The organism is Pilosibacter rotomagensis (assembly GCF_045062245.2).
In the GTDB taxonomy this organism is placed as follows: domain Bacteria; phylum Bacillota; class Clostridia; order Lachnospirales; family Lachnospiraceae; genus Pilosibacter.
The window spans coordinates 2,298,563-2,321,305 of sequence record NZ_CM170323.1; the positions used below are offsets into that span (position 1 = coordinate 2,298,563).

Genomic DNA, 22,743 nt, shown 5'->3' on the forward strand with positions numbered 1-22,743 from the left:
TTGAAATATAAGATCGAATATTGTGGGGTTTTCATATTTCTTCCTTTCCCTTTAAAATGACCAATGGGTTTAATTTAAAAATTTATTAAAGCTCTGAATATTTTCATCATTTGGACAGAACTTTACAGCTAATGCTATTTCTTCCCTAGATCTCGTAAGATCATCATCCTCTTGATTGTAGTATGCTATCGCTCTCACTAAATGAAATTTTCCCTTCTCCTCATCGCTAAATTGAAAATTGTGCTTTTCCGTTAATTGTAAAATTTCTTTGTATTGCTTTGTATTTACCAAACAACATAATAATGCTATAAATGCATTAGAATCATTTGCTTTAAAAGTCAAATGTTTTTTTACCCATGGTATAGCTTCTGATGACATGTCATTACCACAATAATACTTCGCATAACCAGTCACAACATCTTGATTTTGAGGATCTAAAGAATATGATTAGCGCCTATTAGGAAAACACACTGTCAAAGGGGTTCGTAGCGGGGGTTAGCCCGCTACTGCGGTATCTTCCGTAGTGTTGATTTCAATGTACTCGGCAATCTTGCGGAGTTCGTCAGCAAATTTGAATTTCACGCTGATATTGCCGTTTTCATAGACCTTGATATAGTCCACAAGTTCAACCAAGATTTCACGGTTGAGGGCTTCAATGTTCTGATACTTCATAAAGGCTACCAGTGCAGGATGCTCGTTGTCCACACCGTTTGCCAGTTCTGCGCGTTCAGTGTTCAGCCGGGTAAGCACCGCGGAAATATCAGAAGTCTGCCGTTCATAGTCAGCCTTCATATCCCGGTATTCCTGCTGGGTGATTTCACCGTCTTTCCAGTCCTGATAAAGAGATTGCTTGTAGCGTGTTATCTTTGTCAGTTCCCGCTCTTTTGCAGCTATCAGATCGTCCAGTCGGTAAGACTGGCTTTTTTTGATTGGAGCGGAATTGATCTGCGTGACGATTTCCGAGTAGGAAACAGCCAAATGTACCTGATGCTGTACAGCGAACAAAACAGCAGCCTCCAGCCGTTCATGCTTGATTGAGTGCATGGTGCAGGCTGTCCGGGAACGGTTCTTGTAGGTTGAGCAAGAATAATATACATTGTTGTTCTTGCCAACGCATCGGGTAATGGCCCGCCCGCAATCGGCACATTTCAGAAAGCCGCTGAATAAATGTACCTCACGGCCTTTCGGGGAAGTACGGGTATCACGCTGTAAGAGAGCCTGTACCTTGTCGAAAGTTTCATAGTCGATAATGGCCTCATGCGTTCCAGCCACTTCCACCCATTCCTCGCGTGGAACAGCTTCAATCTGGTGTACCTTGTAGCTTTTCACCCGGCTTCGGCCTTGGGCTAAATCCCCGGTGTAGGTCGGATTGGTAAGAATGGAGTGGATCATGCGGACTCCCCACATAGGATCGTCATACCCTCTTGTCGAAACAGGCAAGCCCTTTTGTACCTTGTAAGCCGAGGGGCTCGGTACGCCGTGTTCGTTCAGGTACAGCGCGATAGCACGTTTTGATGACCCTTGAATAAGCATTGTGAAAATGAGTTTGACATTTTCAGCAGCATCGGGATCAACAATCAGCCTGTGCTTGTCCTTTGGGTGCTTTACATAGCCGTAAGGAGCAAATGCTCCGATATACTGGCCGTTGCGCCGTTTGTAATCAAATACCTGCCGGATCTTTTTGGAAGTCTGATAGCAGTAATTATCGTTCATCACGTTTGTAATGGGAACGATGATATTTGAAACGCTGTCGGGGTTCTTGTAGCTGTCCACATTCTCAGCAAGGCTAATAAAGCGAACACCCATTTGAACAAACAGGTTATCGATCAAACTTCCGGCATCGCTATAATTTCGTGCGAAGCGGGACAGGTCTTTTACTATAACGCAGTTGATTTTACCACTCATGACATCCGCCAAGAGCCGTTGAAAATCTTCACGGTTGGCGTCCGTTCCAGTATGACCATCATCCACATATTCCGTGATGCTTTCAAACTCGTCAATGTTGCGTCGGTAAAAATCGTTCAGTAGGTCACGCTGGTTCTTTACGCTGTTGCTATCGTCTTTTCCTTTTTTCAAATCTTCCTTTGAAAGCCGGATATAGATGCCCAGCCGCCAGCGGCGGATTGTGTAAGAGGGAGAGAAACTCTGCTGATACCCTCTGTTTTTTGCTCGTGCCATTGTTCCTCCTTCCCTATCACATTACACTTATATTATAACTCTGTCCGGGGAGGACAACAAGGATGCCTCCACTTCGGGACGCTTTGTCTCGAAGAAGCAAAACGAGCTGTAACCGAAGTTACAGCCCGCTTCTTTGCCGCAGCAGGAAATCCGTCAGCTTATCTTGGAGAGATGGCCCGCTTTCAGCAAATTCAATTTTCACGCCAACACCACCGATGCAAAAGCAGTATGGATTTTTGACAGTCTGCAAAAATCGAGAGATGCGCTCCTTTCGGGAAAGCGCATTGTCAAAGGTCATACCGCTCACATCAGGCAGGGACTCGGCAGCCACTGCGCCAATGTCAACGCTTCTCATTTGTTCAAGTTCCTGTGTAGTTAATTTCACGGTAAACCTCCTTCGCAGATTGATAGAACGCCTCCCGCTGTTTGGTGGGGAAACGCAACAGGCCAGCACCACCGGGATGCTGGCCTGTTGCCTTACTCCACCTTGGGACACTTTGGAGCCGTTGACAAACGCCTATTTTGAAAAAAGGCTTTGATTTTTCTGCCCGGTCTTTGTCGATTTTATGGCAGAAACGGCTTTTTCCTGAACTTTTTTCAAGACGGTTTTTTTAGAAAACCACTTTGTCTCGAGGTTTATTATAGTTTTTGAATATTAGAGAGTGCCGCACATATTTACTTGGCCTGTCCAAAGACAATCGTTATTTTCTGTGCGGCGCTCTCACCGCAAGTAAAGCGACAAGCCCGGAGGAACAGGCAGCCAACCTGTTCAGCACCGGATCATGGCCTTGGGATGGCCGGGCCCATTTACAGTGTTGGTGTTGTTCGCTCAATCTCTTTTGGGAAATGTCACCGCGCACCCACCGTCTGGCTCCACGTACTTACTCAGGATTGCCGTTATTCCCTTGCGTTAGGAAGAAAACCTCCTCTCATAAACCGAGACATTTTTTCATCAATTCCAAGTGGGTTAAGAAGAAAAAATCAAAAAGTTTTTTTCATGCGTTCAAGGCCACGCTTGATCGACTGGCGAATAGACTCCTCATGTACGCCCTCGGCCTCGGCAATTTCCTTAATCGACTTGCCAAGAATGATATGTGCGTCAATTCTACGGCCTTGGATCTCCGGCAGAGAATTGAGAGCGTTCCACAGACGAAGAAAGGTTTCCATCCGTTCAAGGAGCTCCTGCGGGGTCGGCTCATGCAGGCAAGCGGAATACTCAATCCCGTCATCGCAGTCCAGAGAATACTGCGCCTTGTGCCGGGAGAGCCGCCGCTGGTAGGCCATTTCATAACGGGCATCGGCCTTGAATACCTCGGCAACCTCGTCAGAAACTTCGATAAGCTGATCCTGCGTGTACCAATAATAAAGATCTTTCAGATTGATAGTAGTCATCGTAAAATCCTCCATTTCAGTTTGTTCGGGGTTGGTCGGAAACGAAATGGAGTAATGGCGGAGAACGGCACCGCACCTCGGGACACTTTGTCTCGAAGTCTGGAAAGCAAAATACGCCTGCGCGACACAAGGCCACACAAGCGCACGAAAATATATTATCGGTTATGTACTGTTTAATTTCACATTCAAAGCCGGACTGCTTCGATGGAGGGGCTATGCTTTTTTTAACTGGTGCAGATCATGGATACTGCGAAAAAGAGAAAAGGACACGGAAAATAACCTCCAATCGGCTACCGTGTCCCTGCAAGTCGTCATTGGTTTGTGTAGACGCAAAGAAACGGCGGCTCTGAAAATCAAAGCCGCCGTTTCAAATGGGCGTGTCAAATTGTCTGCTCTACGACGGCTTTTTTTCTTTTGCCGTCGTGCGGCAGATCATTTCAATATTCGGTTGAAGTATCGTTATTCGGTGTTAAGTTCTACTAATACAACCTCTGGACGATTATTAAATCGGAATGGAATAATACTATTTCCAAGGCCGCGGCTAACAACCATATTTGTCTTTCCGTCTGTATAAAGGCCGGAATCATATTTAGGAAACAGCCCTTGATTGGGGGCAACGAGCCCCCCAATAAAAGGTAATCGAAACTGCCCTCCGTGTGCATGACCACATAAAACCAAATCAACACCACAGCATACATAGGTTTCAAATAACTCTGGCCGATGTGATAGCAGTATAGTGTAACTGTTTTCGTCATCAATAAGGCTATTCAATTTTGTGTTGACCATGGCTGGCGCTTCATTAAACATATCGCCCTTAATCGTAAAGTCAGAATCAGAAAGCCCGATAAGGGTAATCATTTCGTTGTTATGCACTAACTGTATTGCTTCATCTTCAAGGACAGTTACGCCAGACGCTTCAAGCCCTGTTTTGAATTGATCATAATGTGAGAAGTTAGCTTCGTGGTTTCCAGTTACAAAGTAGACAGGGGCTATTTGAACAGCTTGTTTTATAAAATCAAACGCAATCTCAATGTCTGTATGTCCAGCATCGATTAAATCTCCAGTTATCACAATAATATCCGGTTCGTGTTCAGACAGCAATTCTATCAATTCTGTATTGCTTTCTCCAAATTCAGCATTATGCAAGTCGGACACTTGTGCAATCCGAAAATTAGAAAAGGCAGATGGTATGCGATCGCTGGAGATATTAACCATACTTACCATCAATGCTGAATTGCCCCATATAGTATAGATTATCAAAACCAGCAGTATAGTTGTTAATACACAAATCTTCACCAATACTCTGGTGGAAAGGATTTTTTTCATTTTTTCCTCTCTTTCATCAACTTAATTATAAAAAAATCAGCTTACAAACAGGTGAATTTCAACTTACGAATTTGTAAGACAAAAGTGGGCGGCTTCTAAAGCCACCCGCTTCAAAAGTAGAATTACTGTGCGCTGATTGTATCAACAATGGACATATTGCGTATTCTCTTGATTGGCCCATGCACAGCCAGAATTACAGAGCTTACGACAATTAACAGAATAACAGCTACCTCTGGTAATGGAGGAGTCCAAGCATCCCCCCATCTATAACTTATCAACATTCCAAACAATAGCTTGTTACAAAACAGTCCCAACACCGTACCAACTACACCGCCGATTATGGTATAGGTGAAGGCTTCTGCAACAATCATTTTACTTAGCTGTCCCATGCTAACGCCGATGGCACGGAAAGCGCCATACTGTTTCAACCGTGCAGACACACTCATGGAAATACTATTGATTATGTTAAAAATTGTAATCATTGCAATTAGGACGAGGAATCCATAGATGAACAGCCAAAAACAATAGTAAGTTCCCATGGTACTGCTGTTACCCATGCGTTCATCAGCGAAAGTAAATGAGGAATCTACCATTTGGCGGATCACATAAACATCTTCGTCTGTTGTGCCTTTCACTAACTGCACATCAATAACCGTATATTTCGACTCGCCAGTAATTTGTTCAAATGTATCCTCTGAACAAATAATTGTTCCAACACCGGCGGCACTGTAAAACGGACAGTCGGACAACATTCCCACGATTTGGATTTCTTTACTTTGTCCGTTTGTATTCAACGATACAGTATCGCCTATTTGTATTGTGTTCTGCGAATTATAAACAATTAAGCCCGTCCCTAAATCAGTTTGCACAGATTCCAGAGAACCCTCTAATAAATAGTCCTTTGCCCAATCAAATTGATACTGCTCATAAGAGATTAAATCCATCTTTTTTTCAATACCGTTTGTGACAGACGGAACCTCGTATGCAAATTTTCTTCCATACGCTAAATCCACAACAGGATTTTCCTTTAGATCATCAAGTAATGCTTTGTCAATAGCACAGACGTTATCAGGGCTTATGATAGATAAATCTGCTGTCCAAGGTTGGAGCGGTGTTAAGGTATGCTGCATGAACTCAACTGTTACAGAGAATGAAAGGAAAAGGATAATACTGAGAGCAAATGAGCTTGTCATCAAAAACAGATTTTTCCGATTTGCTTTTGCATGATAAATTCCAAGTGCTGTATCAATCTTAAGCAGTTGTGTATTAGCAGCATTTCTTGCAGGCTCCAAGTCGTTTGCATTACCGGAAACCGCTGCCAACGGAGATACTTTGGCTGCTTTCTTTGCCGGAGAATAGGCAGCGAACAAAACCGTTACCAAGCCCACAACGATTCCTGCAAGAATGCTTGGTACGCTAAATCCGAATGTAGGCATCGCTTTGAAAAATTCCGGACTTAGGAAACGCAAAATCGCACATAAGACCCAAATGACAACTATACCGATGGAAATACCCACAGGGATTGCCAAACGGCACCAACTAAGCGCCTCTTTCCGTACTAAGCGCATAACCTGTTTTGGGGTTGCACCGATACAGCGCATAAGGCCGAAAAATTCGGTACGCTGGGCTACATTGCTGTTCAGGCTGCTTGCAATCATCATAATACCAGCTAACATTACCAGTACAAACAATACAGCCGCAGCCAAGTAAACCTGTAACAAAAAGGGAACGCGGCTTTGTCCAAGCAATCCAAGCAGATTGTTGTTGGAAGATATTTGTTCATTCGATAAATTGCATTGTTCTTTCAAATCTGCAATTTTCCCTTGTATATTTCTTGTGTTTGCAAATTGAGTAAAAAACATAATGCCGTAATCATTCGGCTCCCCGTCTGATACATTCGGATAAATCGCGCAGTAATCCTCTGTGTTCAAAATGATGCCGTAGGAGTCGCCACTCATGATCGAGGCGGTATTATTCATAAATCCTGATATGGTAAAATTCAGTTTATCGCCATCAGGAGTTTCTACGGCAATGGGATCACCAATCGCAACACCCATTATCTGCTTTGCATTTTCAGTCACCAACGCTTCATTACTTGTCTGTGGAAAAACACCTTCTTCAATTTGGTCAGTCCAGATTTCAGTTATATAGCTTTCATCACAACCGCATATCGCTACATCTTTTCCACCCAAAGTGTAGCCTAAATCTCCACGATAATTGAGTACGCCATACGGTGAAAATACTTCAATATCAGGGCGTGAAGCAATAATTGCTGCTTCTTCATTGCTGATATTCTTAATGGCAATATGCCAATTCCCAGACTCCTGCTGTGCCTGCAAAATCTGGCTGCGGATGAACATATCTGCCATTCCAAAAATAGTTGTAACCAGAAATACCGCCAGCACAATGCAGAAAATAGACATTCTGCTTTGCTTCTTGTGGATTTTTGCGGATATGGGAACAAGGTCAAGATAATGCTTCATTTGTTTTTCCTCCCAAATCCGTCAAAACGCCATCTGATACCCGGAACACCCGATCAACGGATGCAGTCAAATCCTTATTGTGGGTAATCATCAGGATTGTTTGCTGATAGCGACGGGACGCCTGCGTAAGCAGGGCGATAACATCCTGACTATTCTTGCTGTCCAGATTGCCAGTAGGTTCATCTGCCAGAATCAGTTTGGGCTTTGTGATTAACGCCCGGCCAATGGCAACACGCTGCTGCTGTCCGCCGGATAGTTGGCTCGGCAGGTGATGTCGACGCTCGGTAAGTCCCAAGAGTTCCAAAATTTCTTCCACTGCTGCCGGGTCTGGTTTGCGATAGTCCAAAAGAAGCGGAAACATGATATTCTGCTCCACATTCAGCTCGGAAACCAACTGAAAGGATTGGAAGATAAAGCCGATATTACGACGGCGGAAAATCGTGCGCTGTTCCTCTTTCATGGAAAACAGGTCTTGTTCATCAATCCAAATGTGGCCGGAAGTAGGGGTATCCAAAGCTCCAATACAGTTCAGTAATGTGCTTTTGCCAGAACCGGATTCACCCACAACGGCAGCAAATTCGCCTTTATCCAGGGAGAAGGAAACCTTCTTCAACGCTTCGACTTTCGCCTCACCCTTGCCATAAGTTTTACATAAATCTTGTACTTTCAATATTTCCATAGTCATCAGTACCTCCTTTCTCAAAAGGATAGCAAAAACAGCTTACAAGCAGGTGAATTTGACCTTACAGATCCGTAAGGAAAGATAGTGTAAACAGCGTACCTTTTCCGACTTCACTTTGTACGGAGATAACACCGTTTTGACCCTCAATAATGGACTTGGCAAGGGGAAGCCCCAGCCCGATTCCTTGTGTATCAAGGGAATGTTTGCTGCGATAAAAGCGTTTAAAGATATGGTAAATATCTTCCGGGACTATGCCGTTACCATTATCAGAAATAAAAATCCGAAACATAGCAGGAGTGCGCTCCCATGTAATACGGACAATACCGCCAGCTTGCGTGTGATCCAGTGCATTTTTTACAATGTTTCCAATCGCTTCACCTGTCCATTCCATGTCACAAATAAGCTGCTGTTCACCATCGCCATCTATCTGAATCTGCTTGCTTTCGCTTTTAGCCCTTGTGGTTAGGTCATTGACTGAATGAGCTATCAGCTCGGACACACGGCAACTTTTTTTCTCAAAAATGATGTTTCCCGTATCCAGTCGGGTTATCTTCAACATGGATAAGATTAACTGCTCCATACGCTTTAGAGAAATACCCATCTTCGCCGCAAACTGTTTGACCGTTTCTGCATTTTCTGGCTCACTTTCAATGATCTCCTGATACATAGTGAGGGCTGCCAGAGGCGTTTTGAGCTGGTGAGATATATCGGATATGGTGTCTTTCAAAAACTCTTTTGCTTTACGTTCTGTTTCATTTTTGGATTGGAGCATAGTTGCAAGCTGTTCTATCGAAGAAAACACTTGGTAGATAGCCCCCTCATAATTCTGCGGTAAATGACAAGAGTAATCCCCGTTGATGTAATTTAGCAATATTTTGTCGGCCTGTTGATACAATCGCTTCCTTTTCCAGAAAAAAATAAATATTCCTATGGCAAGCACAAAGAGAAAAAATAGCACAGTGCATAGCATGGTGCAGAAAGCGGAACGCTGAAATTGATTGAAATAAGGCCGCATACTGCTTTCTGACTGTTTTCCCAAACCCGCAGCCGCTAATAATGACCTACCATCGTCACTGATGTCTGTGTTCGTAAAGGCAACTGCAACCACTTCTTTCGGAACACCCTGTTCCAAAAGTGAGGATGAAACCGCTTCATCATGTTTGAGCCATAGGACTTCCGCATCGTTCACCTGATAAATAGTCAAAACGGTTGCTGTACCTACAAACAGCAGAGCAAACAAAGTCAAAAATAGCAGGAACCCTTTAATCTGTCTATCTTGGTACAAACTCATATAGACACCTCTTTCCATTGGTAGCCGAACCCACGAATGGTTATAAGGTGTTCTGGATGGGACGGATTGGTTTCCACTTTTTCACGAAGCCGCCGTACATAGACGGACAGGGTATTATCATCAACAAAATTTCCTGTATCATCCCACAGCTCATTTAGAATGATGTCCCTTGTCACAACGCGATTTGCGTTTCTTACCAGCAGACAAAGCAAACGATATTCGGCGCTTGTCAAATCCAATGCTTTTCCCTTTAAGGTTGCACGGCTACCCAACAGATCAATGGTAATGTCGCCACATTCCATAGAAGTGTTTTTTTCGCTTTTGGAAACTCCGGCCCGACGCAACAGCGCCCGGATGCGGGAACACAATTCCCCCAGTTTGAAAGGCTTGGTGATATAATCGTCCCCACCGCTATCTAATCCACGAATTATGCTGACTTCTTCATCCGATGCAGTCAGGAATATAATCGGTATCTGCTGATTTTCTTTTCTTACTCTTTCGCATACGTCAAATCCTGTTCCATCTGGCAGAGTAACATCCAAAATCAATAAATCGTATCGGTCGAGTTCGGATAAGTATTGTTTTGCTTCACATACTGTACGGGCAACTTCAACATCAAATTCATTCTTTTTCAAAGAGTAGACCAAGCCATCTATTAGACTGACATCATCCTCCAATAGCAATATTCTATTCATGTTTTAATTCCTTTCCTTGTTTTGTCCTTCCGTCAATCGGCTTTTCTGCGTTCTTTGGGATCAGCCAAACACCAGCCATCTTCACAGCGCCGGGAATACGCCCGGCAGCACAATAGTAATTTACTCTACGAGGTGTCACGCCCCATTTTTCGGCGGCCTCTTTTAGTGTCATATAATCCATTCTGCACCTCCATAGAGTATATTATAGTTCTTCGACTCGAACAATACAAGTTTTGGAAGAAAGGAATGTGAAATTAAATAGTCAGTAGCATGAAATACATAATCGTTCAAATAATATCACATGAAATGTAAAATCATATCAGGTGATGTTATGAAGATAGAACGAGATGAAAGACGCTTTGATTTTCACGATATAGGGCTCGCCATCAAGCGTGCAAGAGAAGCCAGCGGCATGACACAGGAGCAACTGGCCTATATTGTTGACCGCGCTCCACGTACCATTATGTATAATGAAAATGATGGTCAGCATCCAAGCTTCAACACCTTTTATCAGATGGTCACAATGTTTGATATATCGGTGGATCAATACTTTTACCCGTCCCAGAATAGCGGGAGCGAGTGCAGGAAGCGGATTGATGCCATGTTGAACGCTTTGGACGAAAGAGAATTGAAAATCGTTGAAGCTACAATCCAAGCGATGAAAGCATCGAAAGAAACGGAGGAAACGTAAAAGAAAGCGTAACCTCCGTTTTTTGCGCCATGTTGCGGGTTGCGCGTTTTGGCAAGCAATTCGGGTGTGGCCACACTCCGAAATTTTTGCAGGGCGCAGGGCCCGCAAAAATGCTTGTTGGGGAGCTCCCCAAACCCGCTGTACTTCGGGACAAATTGTCCCAAAGTCCCGGTGCGTTGCACCGTAGTCTGCGGCCCGTCACTATCGTTCCTGGGCCTTATTTTCACGCTCGTCTGTTATGCCGAGCAGATGATCAATGTTCGCTTTTATTGCCACGGCCTCCCGCATTTGCCGCTGGGCCTCCCGGTATTCTGCATAAAGCGCTTTCTTTTGTCCCGCCAGCTCACGGCGGGATTTTTTTAGTGCTTCAATCTTAGGGAGTTTTGCGCCGTTCAGTATGGTGTTCATAGTATCCTTTGCCGCCCGGTAAGTGGCAAGCTCCGCTTCGTGCTGGGCCAGATACTTTTTGCTGTACCGCGCAGCCTTGTACCCATCGAACACCGGGCGGGTCTTGGCATAGTCCACCGTGGCAGCCATCAGCTCCGAGGTTTTGGAAAGAGCCTCCTCCGTTGTGCGGAGCTCGTCAGACAGCTTGTGAAAGTGATCCACAGCAGCCTCGGTGCGGGCCGTCAGCGCCGCATAGTCTGTCAGATGATGCTCCTGCAAATACTGGAGCGCGGCAGCCATCTGTTTTAGGTTGTAGACCTTGGCCCATCGTTCATAGGCCGGGCCTTTGCCCTGGGCCATACGCTCTTGAATGTCGATGATAAGATTAACTCGCCGTGGCGGAACCGTGGGCTCCTCTGGTAGTTCAGGGAGCGGACGTTCCCCAGCAATTACCGCCTTGATGTCCTCCGGGTCAAATCCGGCTCCAAGTGTGGAAGCCCGGAGCCGGGTCGGTTTTTCCTGTCCGGGCGCAAGGAATGAGATGACACCGCCGCGCCCCTGTTTTACGGCAAAGCCGGACTCCTCCATGAGACGAAGAAAGTCGGCAAAGTCCGTGGGCTTTTTCTCCAAAGCGGCGAGAACAGCCAGCCGCACCCGCTGCTTGGCAGAGGGCGGCTTTTCCCCGATCCACTGGCCATAGTGAAGAAAGCGGCCCTTGCTGTGCTGGCGCGGATTTTGGATAACAGACAATTCATGTTCAATGCACACGCGGTCAGAGAGCCGCCGCAGGGCAAAGGACGAACCAATAAAATTATGAAATTTCCGGGAGCGGTCAAAGGCCGTTGCATTAAAATAAATGTGATTGTGGATATGGGCCTTATCGGTATGCGTACAGACAAAGAATTGATGCTTTCCCTTTGTCCAGCGCATCGCCGTTTCATAACCAATACGGTTTGCTTCTTCCGCCGTAACCTCCCCGGGCAGAAACGCCTGCCGGATCTGAAAGAACAGTGCCCCGCGAGATACGGCCCGGCCTGTCTCTGCAAGGTATTGACTTTTTACCAGAAGAAACTCGGCGGGAGCCGTGTTCGGATCGCAGAGATAGGAAGATACGGCTCCCAGCTTTTCCGGGTTCAGGCCATAGGTGAAACGATCCTCCATCGTTTGAATTGCACTTTTTCCCGCCGCTGTTTTATAAGGGCGGATGTAGGTGGTCGCCGTAAAAATCCCTCCTTCCGGCAAACAGTATTTTTACTTTGGGACACTTTGTCCCGAAGTAGAAAAAGCCGGGGAGCGGTATCAACCACTCCCCGGATGAGTCAGAGCTCTACCAGCGCGGAGAGCTGTTTCAAGAGATCAGACAGCGGCCTCCACAAAGCGGCATAGTCCCGCTGCAAGGCCGCGAGTTCTTCGGGATAAATCGCGCCGTAGGTGTTGGCTTGAATTGCCACTTGGTTCAGATTGTTGGAGCAGCGCCGCTGGAGCGAAACCAGCTCACGAACAGGCGAAAGGTCAACATGAAGCACATACCCACTCAGGGCCATTTTCCGCATATAGGCTCCCATATTACGGATGCCAGCCTCCGCCATACGTTCTTGAATCAGAGCCTGCTCCGCCTCCGACACCATCACATGAAGATGGATCGGACGGCGGCGTTTCTTTGTCATCGCTCCTCACGCTCCCGGCTGCGGCAGGCGCGGGGCGGCTCCTTTACCTTATCCAGCGGCTTTTCCTGTTCGTCTGCCGGAACAGGGTGCGGCAAATGAAATTCACGGTGCAGGCGCAGCACCTCCAGTACAGACAATTCCTGTTCACGTTTCTTTTCCATATACGCACCTCCTTATCTATCGCCACGGTCAGGCTGCCTCCGTTGGGGAGCCGGAGCCTCCGAGCCGCGATCTGCCTCCGCCAACTTTGCCGCATTTTTCATCTGCTCGGCAATCGGACGGGGCCTGTCGGGATTATCAGGCGCAGGACGCAGCTCATAGTAGGATGCCTGTTTTTCCGTTAGCGGGCGGGTATAGGTAAGATAGCCCCAAGCCAAGAACGAGCCATTTTCCACCGGGACGCGCTGATCATAATTGAAAATTTCATCCGGCTTGTTATAGGGCGGCTTCGGGAATGTCCCGATGTCCACAGGCCGCTGGGTCGAATAATACTTGTAAAGGCCGGGAGCCTCGGTCTGCCTGATCCCGACGTTATAAATACGCTGATAGTCCTGCACCCGGTCTGTGAAATCCTGTTCCATCGCGGTGCGGTCATTTCCATAGTGACCCCATTCATACTGCCGCTGGCCGTCCTTGTCATCATAGCAGGCCCATGTGACATAGCGGGATGGCGCGGTGGGATGCTCGCCCAATGCAAATCCCCGCCCATTTTCCAGCATGACCGCCTTCAAAATAGCATAGCCTTGATTTTTGTCCATAGTACACCTCCCATCATCGAGACATTTCTTTGTTTTCTCTTTTCACAAACGGCTGGAGCTGATAGGGGCTTGTACCGTCCTCGGGTCGCAGAAAGTCTATCCGGGCCGCAGCACGGATGGCGTTCTGGTTAAGCTGCCGCTGCCATGCCCCTTGGCTGGGAGCCCACTTAAAGCCGTTGCTTTTCAGTTCCTGCCGCTGATCGGCATCGGGCTTTTCCTCGAAAATAATCTGCAAACGGTTTTCAGCCTCGTTGATTTTTGCCTCGCCTCCGGGGAATGTCCAGCCAGCAAACTCGGAGCGGCTGCTCAGTTCCTCAATGCGCTGGCGTACACGGCGGATGTTGGCGTTGTTGTTGGAAAGCAGATAGGCGGGGTACGGCTTGCTTTTATCCAAGTGCCATGACTGCGCCATATCTGCTTTGAGCTTTTCTGCCTGCTCCGGCGTAAGCTCCGGGCAGCCGTCCAGCGTTTTGTGTTTCCGAAAATACGCATTGACCGCCTTCATGGTGGCCTGCTGGAACTCCAGCCCCTCCAGCTTTTTTGTCAGCTTTTCCACGGCCAGATCATCGTCTGCGCTGATCCCGCCCATACCAACAGAGCGGATTTTATCAAGCAGTTTTGAGATCTCCGCATACTCTCCATAGTTGCGATCCCGGGCGGCGTTCTGCTTGTGCTTCTTTGCCACAGGGAAATTACCGCCCCCGGAGATCAGAATAGAGGGTACACGGGCATCAATCACATTGCGTTCATTCAGATTTTCGGCAAGTTTCCGGGCATAGCGATCCACCAGTGTGTCAATCTTATCATGGTACATGGGATCGACACGGGCTTTCTGGCGTTCCGCCGCTGCATACGCTTCATCGACCATTGCCCGGTAGCTCGCCGTAGCGGAGCCCGGCTGATAGTCGGAAAAGCTGTTCATATCCTTTGCCCGCTTTGCGGCTTCTTCATTGATCGGATAATATTTCGGCATAGTACCTCCTTCCACAAAAGCCGGAACTTTGGGACAAATTGTCCCAAAGCCCCGGCAGCTAAAATGTTGACAGCATCTCACGGAAACAGGGCCGGACGTAGAAACATACGCCTCCCGCAGAAAAGGGCCTTAAAAAGCCTTGTCACAAGCGGGTTTTGGGTGTCCTAATTGTCAACACATCAGCCCCGCTTTTTTCGCATATATTCCCGCTGCTGTCTGCGGTGTGCCACCTTTGCACAGGACGCCGAACAATAGGTTTGCCGTCCATCAGGAGCCACGGCTCTGCCACATACCGGGCAAGCCTTGAAATCCGGCCTTGGCCCCTCTGTCAGCAACGCAGCCTCCAGCGCCGGATCAAGGGGCAGAACAGCCTCGCGGAAGTAGCGGCAATAAGCCCCCGTCCAGCATTTCCCAAACATATAGCACTCGCAATCCAGCGGCAGGCAGCCGCAGTCCCGGTCATAGTTGGCACACCATTTTGACACCAGCCTGCGGATTGCCGCTTTTTCTGTCCGGGTCAGTTCTCGGCCCACAGCATCACCTCCCGTTGCCCGGTGGTTTGAGCTGCTCCCGGTAGCAGAACACGCAGCCGATCCCGCGCCAGTAAGGGCAGCCTTCACAACGGGAGCCCTTCGGCGGCAGGCTGGGCGGCACACCCTTAAAGTAGCTTTTTTCTTTCATAAATCCCTCATAGGGGTTGTTGGTAAATCTCATTCATTATCCTCACTTTCGGTATCGTCCTCGTCCCAAGGCGGCCCATCGTCCTCGGGATCGTCATAATCAGCCAGTTCCTCACTGTAATCCTCTTCGGGTACAGCAGCTTTTTCATGCTTCGGGCGGTATATTTTGAAGTACCAGCCTGCACCGCCGCCCAGAACAGCCACTGCCAAGATCAGCAGAAGCGTCCCGGTATTACTTTTCTGCTGGGGCTCGGGTTCCGGCTCCTCCGCAGGTTCCGTCACCGGAGCGGGTTCGGGAGCTGTGCCAGCACACTCGGTCATGTTGACCGCGCAGACCTCGCAATCCGTATGGATGGCTCCGGGCGCACATTTTTCTGTGCAGGAGCAGGCCGGAAGTTCTCCGCCAGCGGCCTCCAGTGCCGCCAGCAGATCGGCTTCATCCACCATGTTCAAAAAGTAGGTGTGATACTGTTCGCCGTCCTCGTCCACAGGCTTGTCATAGTCAATGACAATGTAAAAGGTGTTGCCGCCGCTGGTTTCCACTGTGATGAACTGTTTGTTGGTTGCGGCATCGTAGAGCAGATCGCGGGTCACAAGGTTTCCATCCTCCGAAAAGCCCTCGCCCGGGGTAATGGTAGGCGCTGGCTCCGGGGCCGGAGTTTCTTCCACAACAGGCGGTTCCTCATTCCCGCCGTCCGAATAGGCATAGGCCGGGATTGCAAAGCCGCATAAAAGAACGGCGGAGCAAAGCCCCGCCGCCAACATACGAAAGTGTTTCATATTCAGTTTTCCTCCTTTTCTTCTTCGGACTTCGGGACACTTTGTCCCAAAGTACCTCCGTCCTTCAGCTTTTCAAACAGCAGCGGGAGCTCCGTAAGGGAAATGCTCATACCGCGCACAATGTCCACGATCTCGCTGTTTTCCGCCTCCAGCTTTTTCTGCTCCAGCTCCTTGAGCCGGGCCTGCTGTTCACTGATTTTGGCCTTGACCTTATCAATCTCGGCCTGAATTTTCATGCTTTTGGTAGTTGCCATTTCAAAACCTCCTGTCACGGTAAACGCCCATAGGCGTAAAAATGAGATTGCCAGTAGCTTGTATTCAAATTTGCGTAGCCGATGGGATCTCCGCAATGCAGCATTTTTCCATCACCGACATAAATCCCGCAATGGCTCACGCCCGGCGTGTCATAGGTGCCTTTGAAGAACACCAGATCACCGGGTTTGGGAGAACTGGTCGGCGTACAGATGTTATAGAGCCCCTGGGCTCCCAGCCTGCCCACATTCCAGCCGGAGTGATTGATAACCCACGAAACGTACCCCGAGCAATCAAAGGAAGTGGCGGGAGAACTGCCGCCCCACACATAGGGATAGCCGATGTATTTCTGCGCTTCGGCAAGCATCGCGGCAAAGGTTTCATCGTCCAGATATTCTCCGGGCACTTCGTAATCACCGGGTTTCCCGGTAATGTACTTGTTCACATAAGGAGAATCCGGGAACAGATCAGGGCGGTTCCCCAGCGTTGCCATATAGATGGCATATCGGGAAAGCTGATCCTCGCCCATAACGTACACAGGTACATGGGACAAATCAAAGTTTTCCAGCGTGACCGTACAGATGTAATAATCGTAAGGCACCTGATAGGTGTCCGTATGGGAGTTGCCGTCCTCGTCCGTCCATGTGTCGGTTTCTGTGCGATACCGGGTTTCCACCACCACATCCTCCGTGAGAATGTACTGGCGGTCAAAGAGCATTTGCAGCGTTCCCTGTACCTCGCCTATTGTCCATTGTCCCTCATGGAGCGCACACAAAAGAGAAAGCAGCACATAGGGATCATGTTCGATTTCGTCCAGATCGAAGTGGTATTCGTCATAGTCATGGGTGCTTTCATAGGTGTCCAGATAATGCTGTAAATCATCTTCCAGCGCACAATAGGCGGCTTCGGCGGCCAGCATATCCCGATCCTCACAAGGATAGGTGCTGGCTCCTAATGCACCGGCCCCGGCGTTCCCCAGCATAAGCATGGTAGAGGAACAGGACTGCATAGCAAACAGGAGTAACACACAGAGCACCGCAATCACGGCACCTGCGGGATGACTTTTGACAAATTCCACTGCCCGGGCAGTCAGGCGTTCTGTGGCTGTGGCAGTTTTCCCAGCCGCAGCCGCGCTCTGCTTTGCAGCCTCCTTTGCCTGCTTGCGGTATTGCCTGCGGAGCCGTTGCTTCTGCCAGTAGCGGGTAAGGGTATTTTTCGTCAGCTCCGGGTGCTCCTGTGCGGCGGTGTGAAAATTGTAGTCCGCCGTGTACTTGGTATAGCGGGCCTCGGCCTTGCGTATCACTTTTGCCGGATGTTCCCGGACTTTACGGCGCACAAAGCGAGAGCCATGCCGTAGCGCGGTTTCTCCCACAAGCTCAGAACGGTGTGCGCCTTCCGTGCCGACATTTTCCTGTTCCACTTCAAAAATCTTGCCATGCACGAAGCTGTGAACGGAACCGCTGGCAACACGGCCTATGCGTTTTACCGGGCCGGGCTTTTTCGGCGGCTTTTGCTTTGCCAGCTTCTCCCGGGCCTGTTCCAGTTTTTCGCCTTGGGACTCCATGTGGAGCTTTGCCGCCGCAGCCTGTTCCTGCTGGCTCTTTTTGCGGAACTTGGACTTCGGGACACTTTGTCCCGAAGTGTCGGAAGCCTCCGGCCCGGGCTGTTCCCCGTCAGGGGCGTGGGCGGTCTGCGACCAAGCCTCCTCCTTGGTTTTATTCGTTTTTCGTTTCATTCTTCATATCCTCCGGGCGGGTAGTCAGCAGGTCATAGATTTCTCCGCGAGGGAACCGATCCACAAACGGAATGGTTACATTTCCATAGAACAACAGCCCCTCGCCGGAATTGCTGTGTGTGATATAGGAAAGCTGATGCTCGGAAATACCGAGCTGTTTTGCCAGAATGGTACGGTCACTCTGCGCCTGCGAAAGCAGAATCATAAAATCCGTGTTGTCCAGAATGTTCTCGATTTCCCGGCTGGCCAAAAGGTCTTTGACGTTCTGCGTCAAAGCAGACGGCACACATCCTTTTTTACGCAGCATTTTCCAGACTGCCACAAAGTAGCTGGCTGTCAGCGGATCACGGAGCAGGATATGAAACTCGTCAAAGTAGCACCAAGTCGCCGCACCCTCGTGGAAGTTCTGATCCACCGCCTGCGAAACAAACTCGTTTGTGATGTGCATTGCAATCTTTCTAAGGTTTTCGCCCATGTTTTTCAAAACGATGCACACCACACGGCTGTCCGTCTTGACGTTGGTAGGATGGTTAAAAAGATTGAGGGAGCCTGTACAATAAAGCTCTAAGGCAGTTGCCACGCGCCGGGCCTCTGGCTCCGGCTGGCGTAAGAGCTCTTCGTACAAATCCTGCAACAGCGGCGTTTTTGCGGTTTCCAATCCGAGCGCCTGCTCCCGGTACACCAAACGCACACAGCGGTCAATGACCGTCTTTTCAATGGGCTGCAAGCCTTCCTTGCCGCCGACCACCAGCTCGCACAGGGACAAAAGAAAATCCGCCTTCATGGAAAGCGGGCTTTCTCCGGCGGCCATATTGAGCTCCACATCCATCGGATTGAGATGGTGCGGGCTGTCCGGGGCAATCTCGATCACCTGACCGCCCAGCCTTCGCACCAGCGGCGCATATTCGCCCATCGGGTCAACCACAATGATCCGATCCTGCGGGATGGTGAGAAACACATTCAAGAGCTCGCGCTTTGCGGCAAAGCTCTTTCCGGAGCCCGTAGAGCCCAAATACATCCCGTTTGCCGATTTCAGCTTTTTGCGGTCAGCCATGATGACATTGTGAGAAAGTGCGTTCATGCCATAGTAGAGGGCCTGCCCAGCCATGCGGAGCTCCCTTGTCATAAAAGGAATAAAGATGGCTGTGGAGCTGGTGGTCATACCGCGCTGGATTTCCACCTCGTTGTAACCAAGGGCCAGCGAGGAAACAAAACCCTGTTCCTGTTGCCAGTCCAGACGGCGCAGAGCGCAGTTGTATTTCTGTGCGATGCCGCCCACGGTAAACACATCGTTTTCCAGACGCTGGCGGGTAGGGGCAAGGTTTACCACCGTAAAGGTCAGCAGAAACATTCGTTCATTGCGGGATTGCAAATCAGCCAGAAGCTCCGCTGCATCCTTGCTGAATGTGATCAGGTCAGGGGGAAGAATATCCGGGTCATAGCCGGAGCGCACAGCCTTTCTCTGTTCCTCCACCTTCATTTTTCCGATGTCCGAGATTTTCCCCTTGATGGTCTTAATTGCCTTGAGCTGATCCACGGTCTGAATGTGCATGGTCACGGTCATTTCCGCATCCAGCTCCAAGATTTCCGCCAGCAACTTATCCGAAAGCTCCGATGCCATAATCTGTAAGTAGGACACCGCGCCCCAATACTGGCCGATGCGGAATGTGCGGGACTGGCGGAAGTCGAGACTGTCCGGGGCAATAAAGTCTTTTGTGCCGAGCCCGGTCTGCGGGATGTCTTTCCACGAAAAGCGGAACGCCTCACGGCTCCCCGGGTGCATCTGGCTATGAAGCAGCGCAAGGCGGGCCCGTCCGTCCATCGGCTCCGAGGGAACGCCCAGTCGCTTAAAGTTTCCCATGACATCGGCCTCCACACGCTCCAGACGGGGCCGTGCCTCCGCAATCCCCTCGGCGGGTATGCCAAAGGTGATGTATTTTGAGCGTTCAATGCCGTTATTGCTTTTGGCAATCTGATTTTTAAGCATCCCGGTAAACTCATCCCGGACGCTGTTATAGTTGTCATCCGCTTTCGGGATATTGACTTGATAGCGGCTGCGGGAATGGGAACGACGGTTGATAAAGGAAAGCTGGAACGGCAGCGAACTGTCAAAGTAGTTGAGGAATGAGCTCCATCCGCTGAATATGGCGGTCTGATCCTCGGTGGATGCCACGGAGTAATTGATGTCCTCATATTCCACGGTTTTTGTATAGAGCCCGCCCGGGAGCTTGCACACGCCGTCCGGGTGCATGGACAGATACGGGATTGTCTGCTGGGCGGACAGGGCTGCCCGGCCTTTACCCTTAGCGGCTCCGTTTTTCTTCTTTGTGTTTTTCAATCACATCCTCCTTTCCAGCGCCCGGCCCGGCAAAGGGCGCATAAATGTTTTCGGTTCGGTAGGCCCTGATCCCCGGCCTTAGAAACTTGGCCCGGATGATATTCCGTACAACCTTTTCAAAGGGCAAGCCGTCCTTTTCATACATCGCCAGCAGGAACGCCGGGAGCATAATTCCAAGCATGAGAAACATCGCCCCGGTATTGCCGAGAGTGCCACGGGTCAGCAGATAGGCCGGAATCCCCACCACGCCCGCACTGCCGAAGCAGACAAGCTGGCGTTTGGTGAGGTTGAAAGCCATCTTTGTTTTGATTTTGGATAAATCGTTTGGTACGTTTACATAGGGCATAGCTCACACTCCTTTCTGCACTTCGGGACAATGTGTCCCAAAGTCCGGGATGGTTGGTGTTACTTCATTTCCCCATACAGCCCAGCCGGGCGGGGTCTGCCTGGCAAAGAGCTCCACGCGGGGCAGATCTCCCATCAGGGAAACGATTTTGTCGCGGGCCTCGTCCGGCTTTTTGCTATGGGCTTCAATCGGGGAAATGATGAATTGATGAATGTTGGCAGACTGCCGCTTCGGGTGTCCCTTGGTAGCCAGCAGGCAGATTTCCGCGTTGCCCCTTGTCCAGAAGCCAAGGCCGTAAAACCAGCTATCCGCTTTCTTGTTCTTTTTCAGCCAGACGAAAGCAACGCTTTTGTAGGTGAAGCCCCAAGCCTCGATCAGCCGGAGCGCCTCCGGGAGCTGCGGGAAAGTGGCCCATAAAAAGAGTGCGCTGTCCGGGGCTGCAAGATCAGCCACAGGCAACGCACATAACTCCTCAATACTCATAGTGGGATAATGATTTTCTGCCGCGCCCTGTACTTTCTTAGCCGAGTAGCGCCAAGGGGGATCGGCGTAAATGATAGAATACTGCTGGATAATTACACTCCTTTCTCGCCAGAGCTTTTTACTGCCTGCGCCGCACGGATGCGTTCACTGGCGGCGGCATAAAAGGACGGGGCCGTTTCAAAGCATACAAAGCGGCGTTCTGTGTTGATGGCTGCAATCGCGGTTGTGCCGGAGCCAACGCAAATGTCCGCGACCAGTTCTCCGGGGTGGGTATAGGTGCGGATCAGATACTCGCAGAGCTCCACGGGCTTCTGCGTGGGGTGGATGCCGCCGGACACCGTAGGCACAAATAGTACATTTCCGGGATAGCGGCGGCCATCGTTGGACTCCGATCCCTGCCGTTCAAATTTCCCATAGTTGGAGCTTGTACCGCTTCGGGAATGAACGCGGGCATAAGGCTTGCCATAAGTAAACTGCGGATTGTAGACCGGGGACTTCTGGTAAAACACCAAGATATTCTCGGACTTTTTCAGTGGAGCCCGGTTTGCATTGAGAAAGCCCGTTCCGCGCTCCTTGTACCAAATCCACTCATAGCGGAGCATGGCGAGGTTGGATGCGCCCAGCACCTTGTCAAAGGGGCACTGTGCGAAAAACAGCACTGCGCCATTCGGCTTGACTGCCCATTTCACCGCCTCCCACAGCTCCGGGAGCGGCAGGGGCACATCCCAATAATTCCGGGTTGTGCCGTAGGGCGGATCAGTCAGCAGCATATCCACGCTATGTTTTGGCAAAGAACGCAAGCCCTCGATGCCGTCCATGAGAAACAAGCCCTCCTTCGGGACACGTTGTCCCAAAGTGCGGCTATCGGTCATTGCGGGCCTCCTTTGCTTTGGCAGGTGCAGGCCGGGCGGCATTTTCTTTTCCAGCTTGTTTCGCGGCCTCGGCCATCTGCTCCTTGATCGGGGCAGGCCGTACCGCCTGGGCCCGTGCAACAAGCTGTTCCACCGCCGCATGATACGCCTTCACACCAGCCGCGTTAATCCGCTCCTGTGTGGCGTGGTCAGGAATCCGAACCGTAGCCCGGTATCCCGTCCGGCTGGCAGGATCGGGTTTAGAGGGAGCTCCGAGAAAAATTCCGTTTTTCCCATCCACAACCTTAAAATCGTCGATGACCACACCGCCAAAATTGACGCTGGCGAAGCCGATCAGTTTACCCTGCGGCTCAATCGGGCGGACAGATACTGTGATCGGAACAACCGCCTCCTGCAAGACGGCATCCGTCCGCATTTTTACCGCCTCGTCAATACTAACGCCCTTGACTTCTGCAAGCTCCGCGATGGGAGCATCAAATAGCCAGCGCCGCTCCTCCGCAGCAATCTGCTCCGGGGTCAGCAATACATCGTCTTTCTTACTCAGATAAAATTCCTCCTTTCCGCTTGCCGGAGCAGGCTGGGCGGGATCGTCCATCAGCTCTTTCCTTTGCAGGACGGCCTCTGTTTCCACCATAAAGCGGTAAGCATCCGCCTCAGTAAACTCCTCCGGCGTTTTTCCATTCCATAAGCGCGTTCCATCCGCCCCGTATCTTCTCGGCATAAGCACCACCTCC

The 22,743-nt window shown here is 49.7% G+C and carries 26 protein-coding genes; 1 reads left to right on the forward strand and 25 read right to left on the reverse strand.

Translation table 11 applies throughout. From position 1 onward, the window contains the following. Positions 1–69: 69 nt before the first annotated feature. The 10 genes from ACI3EW_RS10260 to ACI3EW_RS10305 form a co-directional block, all read right to left on the reverse strand. The gene (locus ACI3EW_RS10260) at positions 70–378 is read right to left on the reverse strand and encodes a hypothetical protein (protein WP_405580842.1); all 309 of its coding nucleotides are present in this window, start codon (positions 376–378) and stop codon (positions 70–72) included. 117 nt (positions 379–495) lie between these two features. Further along, entirely contained in the window at positions 496–2,178 is a 1,683-nt protein-coding gene (locus ACI3EW_RS10265; RefSeq protein ID WP_227226713.1) for a recombinase family protein, read from the reverse strand. 118 nt (positions 2,179–2,296) lie between these two features. Continuing rightward, entirely contained in the window at positions 2,297–2,563 is a 267-nt protein-coding gene (locus ACI3EW_RS10270) for a DUF6870 family protein (RefSeq protein WP_007884026.1), read from the reverse strand. Between the two features lie 596 nt (positions 2,564–3,159). Continuing rightward, complete coding sequence (locus ACI3EW_RS10275) at positions 3,160–3,570, reverse strand: sigma-70 family RNA polymerase sigma factor (protein ID WP_015560007.1); 411 nt, start codon at positions 3,568–3,570, stop codon at positions 3,160–3,162. A gap of 459 nt (positions 3,571–4,029) precedes the next feature. Beyond that, positions 4,030–4,896 (reverse strand): metallophosphoesterase, encoded by an 867-nt coding sequence (locus ACI3EW_RS10280; protein WP_155175850.1) that lies wholly within the window; start codon positions 4,894–4,896, stop codon positions 4,030–4,032. Positions 4,897–5,018: 122 nt separating this feature from the next. After that, positions 5,019–7,379 (reverse strand): ABC transporter permease, encoded by a 2,361-nt coding sequence (locus ACI3EW_RS10285; RefSeq protein WP_227226712.1) that lies wholly within the window; start codon positions 7,377–7,379, stop codon positions 5,019–5,021. Then, the gene (locus ACI3EW_RS10290; protein WP_041254460.1) at positions 7,363–8,058 is read right to left on the reverse strand and encodes an ABC transporter ATP-binding protein; all 696 of its coding nucleotides are present in this window, start codon (positions 8,056–8,058) and stop codon (positions 7,363–7,365) included. The genes ACI3EW_RS10285 and ACI3EW_RS10290 overlap by 17 nt, the downstream gene beginning before the upstream one ends. A gap of 64 nt (positions 8,059–8,122) precedes the next feature. Next, positions 8,123–9,352, reverse strand: coding sequence for a sensor histidine kinase (locus tag ACI3EW_RS10295; RefSeq protein WP_155175846.1), 1,230 nt, complete (start codon positions 9,350–9,352; stop codon positions 8,123–8,125). After that, positions 9,349–10,047, reverse strand: coding sequence for a response regulator transcription factor (locus ACI3EW_RS10300; RefSeq protein ID WP_012741667.1), 699 nt, complete (start codon positions 10,045–10,047; stop codon positions 9,349–9,351). Before ACI3EW_RS10300 ends, ACI3EW_RS10295 begins: the two co-directional genes overlap by 4 nt. Continuing rightward, on the reverse strand, positions 10,040–10,228 hold the full coding sequence (locus tag ACI3EW_RS10305; RefSeq protein WP_015560012.1) for a helix-turn-helix domain-containing protein: 189 nt from the start codon (positions 10,226–10,228) through the stop codon (positions 10,040–10,042). Before ACI3EW_RS10305 ends, ACI3EW_RS10300 begins: the two co-directional genes overlap by 8 nt. Before the next feature lie 150 nt (positions 10,229–10,378). Between ACI3EW_RS10305 and ACI3EW_RS10310 the strand changes: the two genes are divergently transcribed. After that, a complete protein-coding gene (locus ACI3EW_RS10310; RefSeq protein ID WP_054754179.1) occupies positions 10,379–10,738 on the forward strand; it encodes a helix-turn-helix domain-containing protein in 360 nt (119 codons plus the stop codon). A gap of 201 nt (positions 10,739–10,939) precedes the next feature. On the opposite strand, the gene ACI3EW_RS10315 is transcribed toward ACI3EW_RS10310, so the two are convergent. The 15 genes from ACI3EW_RS10315 to ACI3EW_RS10385 form a co-directional block, all read right to left on the reverse strand. Next, positions 10,940–12,286 carry a relaxase/mobilization nuclease domain-containing protein gene (locus ACI3EW_RS10315; RefSeq protein ID WP_227226735.1) on the reverse strand — a complete coding sequence of 449 codons (1,347 nt, stop codon included), beginning with the start codon at positions 12,284–12,286 and terminating at the stop codon, positions 10,940–10,942. A gap of 158 nt (positions 12,287–12,444) precedes the next feature. Continuing rightward, positions 12,445–12,792 carry a plasmid mobilization protein gene (locus ACI3EW_RS10320; protein ID WP_227226711.1) on the reverse strand — a complete coding sequence of 116 codons (348 nt, stop codon included), beginning with the start codon at positions 12,790–12,792 and terminating at the stop codon, positions 12,445–12,447. Then, complete coding sequence (locus tag ACI3EW_RS10325; RefSeq protein WP_014080207.1) at positions 12,789–12,953, reverse strand: hypothetical protein; 165 nt, start codon at positions 12,951–12,953, stop codon at positions 12,789–12,791. The genes ACI3EW_RS10320 and ACI3EW_RS10325 overlap by 4 nt, the downstream gene beginning before the upstream one ends. Before the next feature lie 12 nt (positions 12,954–12,965). Then, positions 12,966–13,550 (reverse strand): defense against restriction DarA-related protein, encoded by a 585-nt coding sequence (locus ACI3EW_RS10330; RefSeq protein WP_227226710.1) that lies wholly within the window; start codon positions 13,548–13,550, stop codon positions 12,966–12,968. Positions 13,551–13,563: 13 nt separating this feature from the next. Continuing rightward, the gene (locus tag ACI3EW_RS10335) at positions 13,564–14,523 is read right to left on the reverse strand and encodes a hypothetical protein (protein WP_227226709.1); all 960 of its coding nucleotides are present in this window, start codon (positions 14,521–14,523) and stop codon (positions 13,564–13,566) included. Between the two features lie 179 nt (positions 14,524–14,702). Next, a complete protein-coding gene (locus ACI3EW_RS10340) occupies positions 14,703–15,056 on the reverse strand; it encodes a cysteine-rich VLP domain-containing protein (protein ID WP_173758471.1) in 354 nt (117 codons plus the stop codon). Between the two features lie 4 nt (positions 15,057–15,060). Next, a complete protein-coding gene (locus tag ACI3EW_RS10345) occupies positions 15,061–15,237 on the reverse strand; it encodes a hypothetical protein (protein WP_262670919.1) in 177 nt (58 codons plus the stop codon). Continuing rightward, positions 15,234–15,983, reverse strand: a complete 750-nt coding sequence (locus ACI3EW_RS10350; RefSeq protein WP_118727990.1) for a DUF4366 domain-containing protein — start codon at positions 15,981–15,983, stop codon at positions 15,234–15,236. The genes ACI3EW_RS10345 and ACI3EW_RS10350 overlap by 4 nt, the downstream gene beginning before the upstream one ends. A 2-nt stretch (positions 15,984–15,985) precedes the next feature. Next, positions 15,986–16,237, reverse strand: a complete 252-nt coding sequence (locus ACI3EW_RS10355; protein ID WP_015563850.1) for a DUF4315 family protein — start codon at positions 16,235–16,237, stop codon at positions 15,986–15,988. A gap of 14 nt (positions 16,238–16,251) precedes the next feature. Then, complete coding sequence (locus ACI3EW_RS10360) at positions 16,252–17,970, reverse strand: C40 family peptidase (RefSeq protein WP_405580858.1); 1,719 nt, start codon at positions 17,968–17,970, stop codon at positions 16,252–16,254. After that, complete coding sequence (locus ACI3EW_RS10365; protein ID WP_405580861.1) at positions 17,951–20,308, reverse strand: VirB4-like conjugal transfer ATPase, CD1110 family; 2,358 nt, start codon at positions 20,306–20,308, stop codon at positions 17,951–17,953. The genes ACI3EW_RS10360 and ACI3EW_RS10365 overlap by 20 nt, the downstream gene beginning before the upstream one ends. Beyond that, positions 20,274–20,654 carry a PrgI family protein gene (locus ACI3EW_RS10370; RefSeq protein ID WP_405580864.1) on the reverse strand — a complete coding sequence of 127 codons (381 nt, stop codon included), beginning with the start codon at positions 20,652–20,654 and terminating at the stop codon, positions 20,274–20,276. The genes ACI3EW_RS10365 and ACI3EW_RS10370 overlap by 35 nt, the downstream gene beginning before the upstream one ends. 3 nt (positions 20,655–20,657) lie before the next feature. Continuing rightward, positions 20,658–21,212, reverse strand: coding sequence for an MT-A70 family methyltransferase (locus ACI3EW_RS10375; RefSeq protein ID WP_405580906.1), 555 nt, complete (start codon positions 21,210–21,212; stop codon positions 20,658–20,660). A gap of 17 nt (positions 21,213–21,229) precedes the next feature. Next, on the reverse strand, positions 21,230–22,009 hold the full coding sequence (locus ACI3EW_RS10380; protein ID WP_120041463.1) for a DNA-methyltransferase: 780 nt from the start codon (positions 22,007–22,009) through the stop codon (positions 21,230–21,232). After that, on the reverse strand, positions 21,999–22,730 hold the full coding sequence (locus ACI3EW_RS10385) for a septation protein SpoVG family protein (protein WP_405580867.1): 732 nt from the start codon (positions 22,728–22,730) through the stop codon (positions 21,999–22,001). Before ACI3EW_RS10385 ends, ACI3EW_RS10380 begins: the two co-directional genes overlap by 11 nt. Positions 22,731–22,743 lie beyond the last annotated feature (13 nt).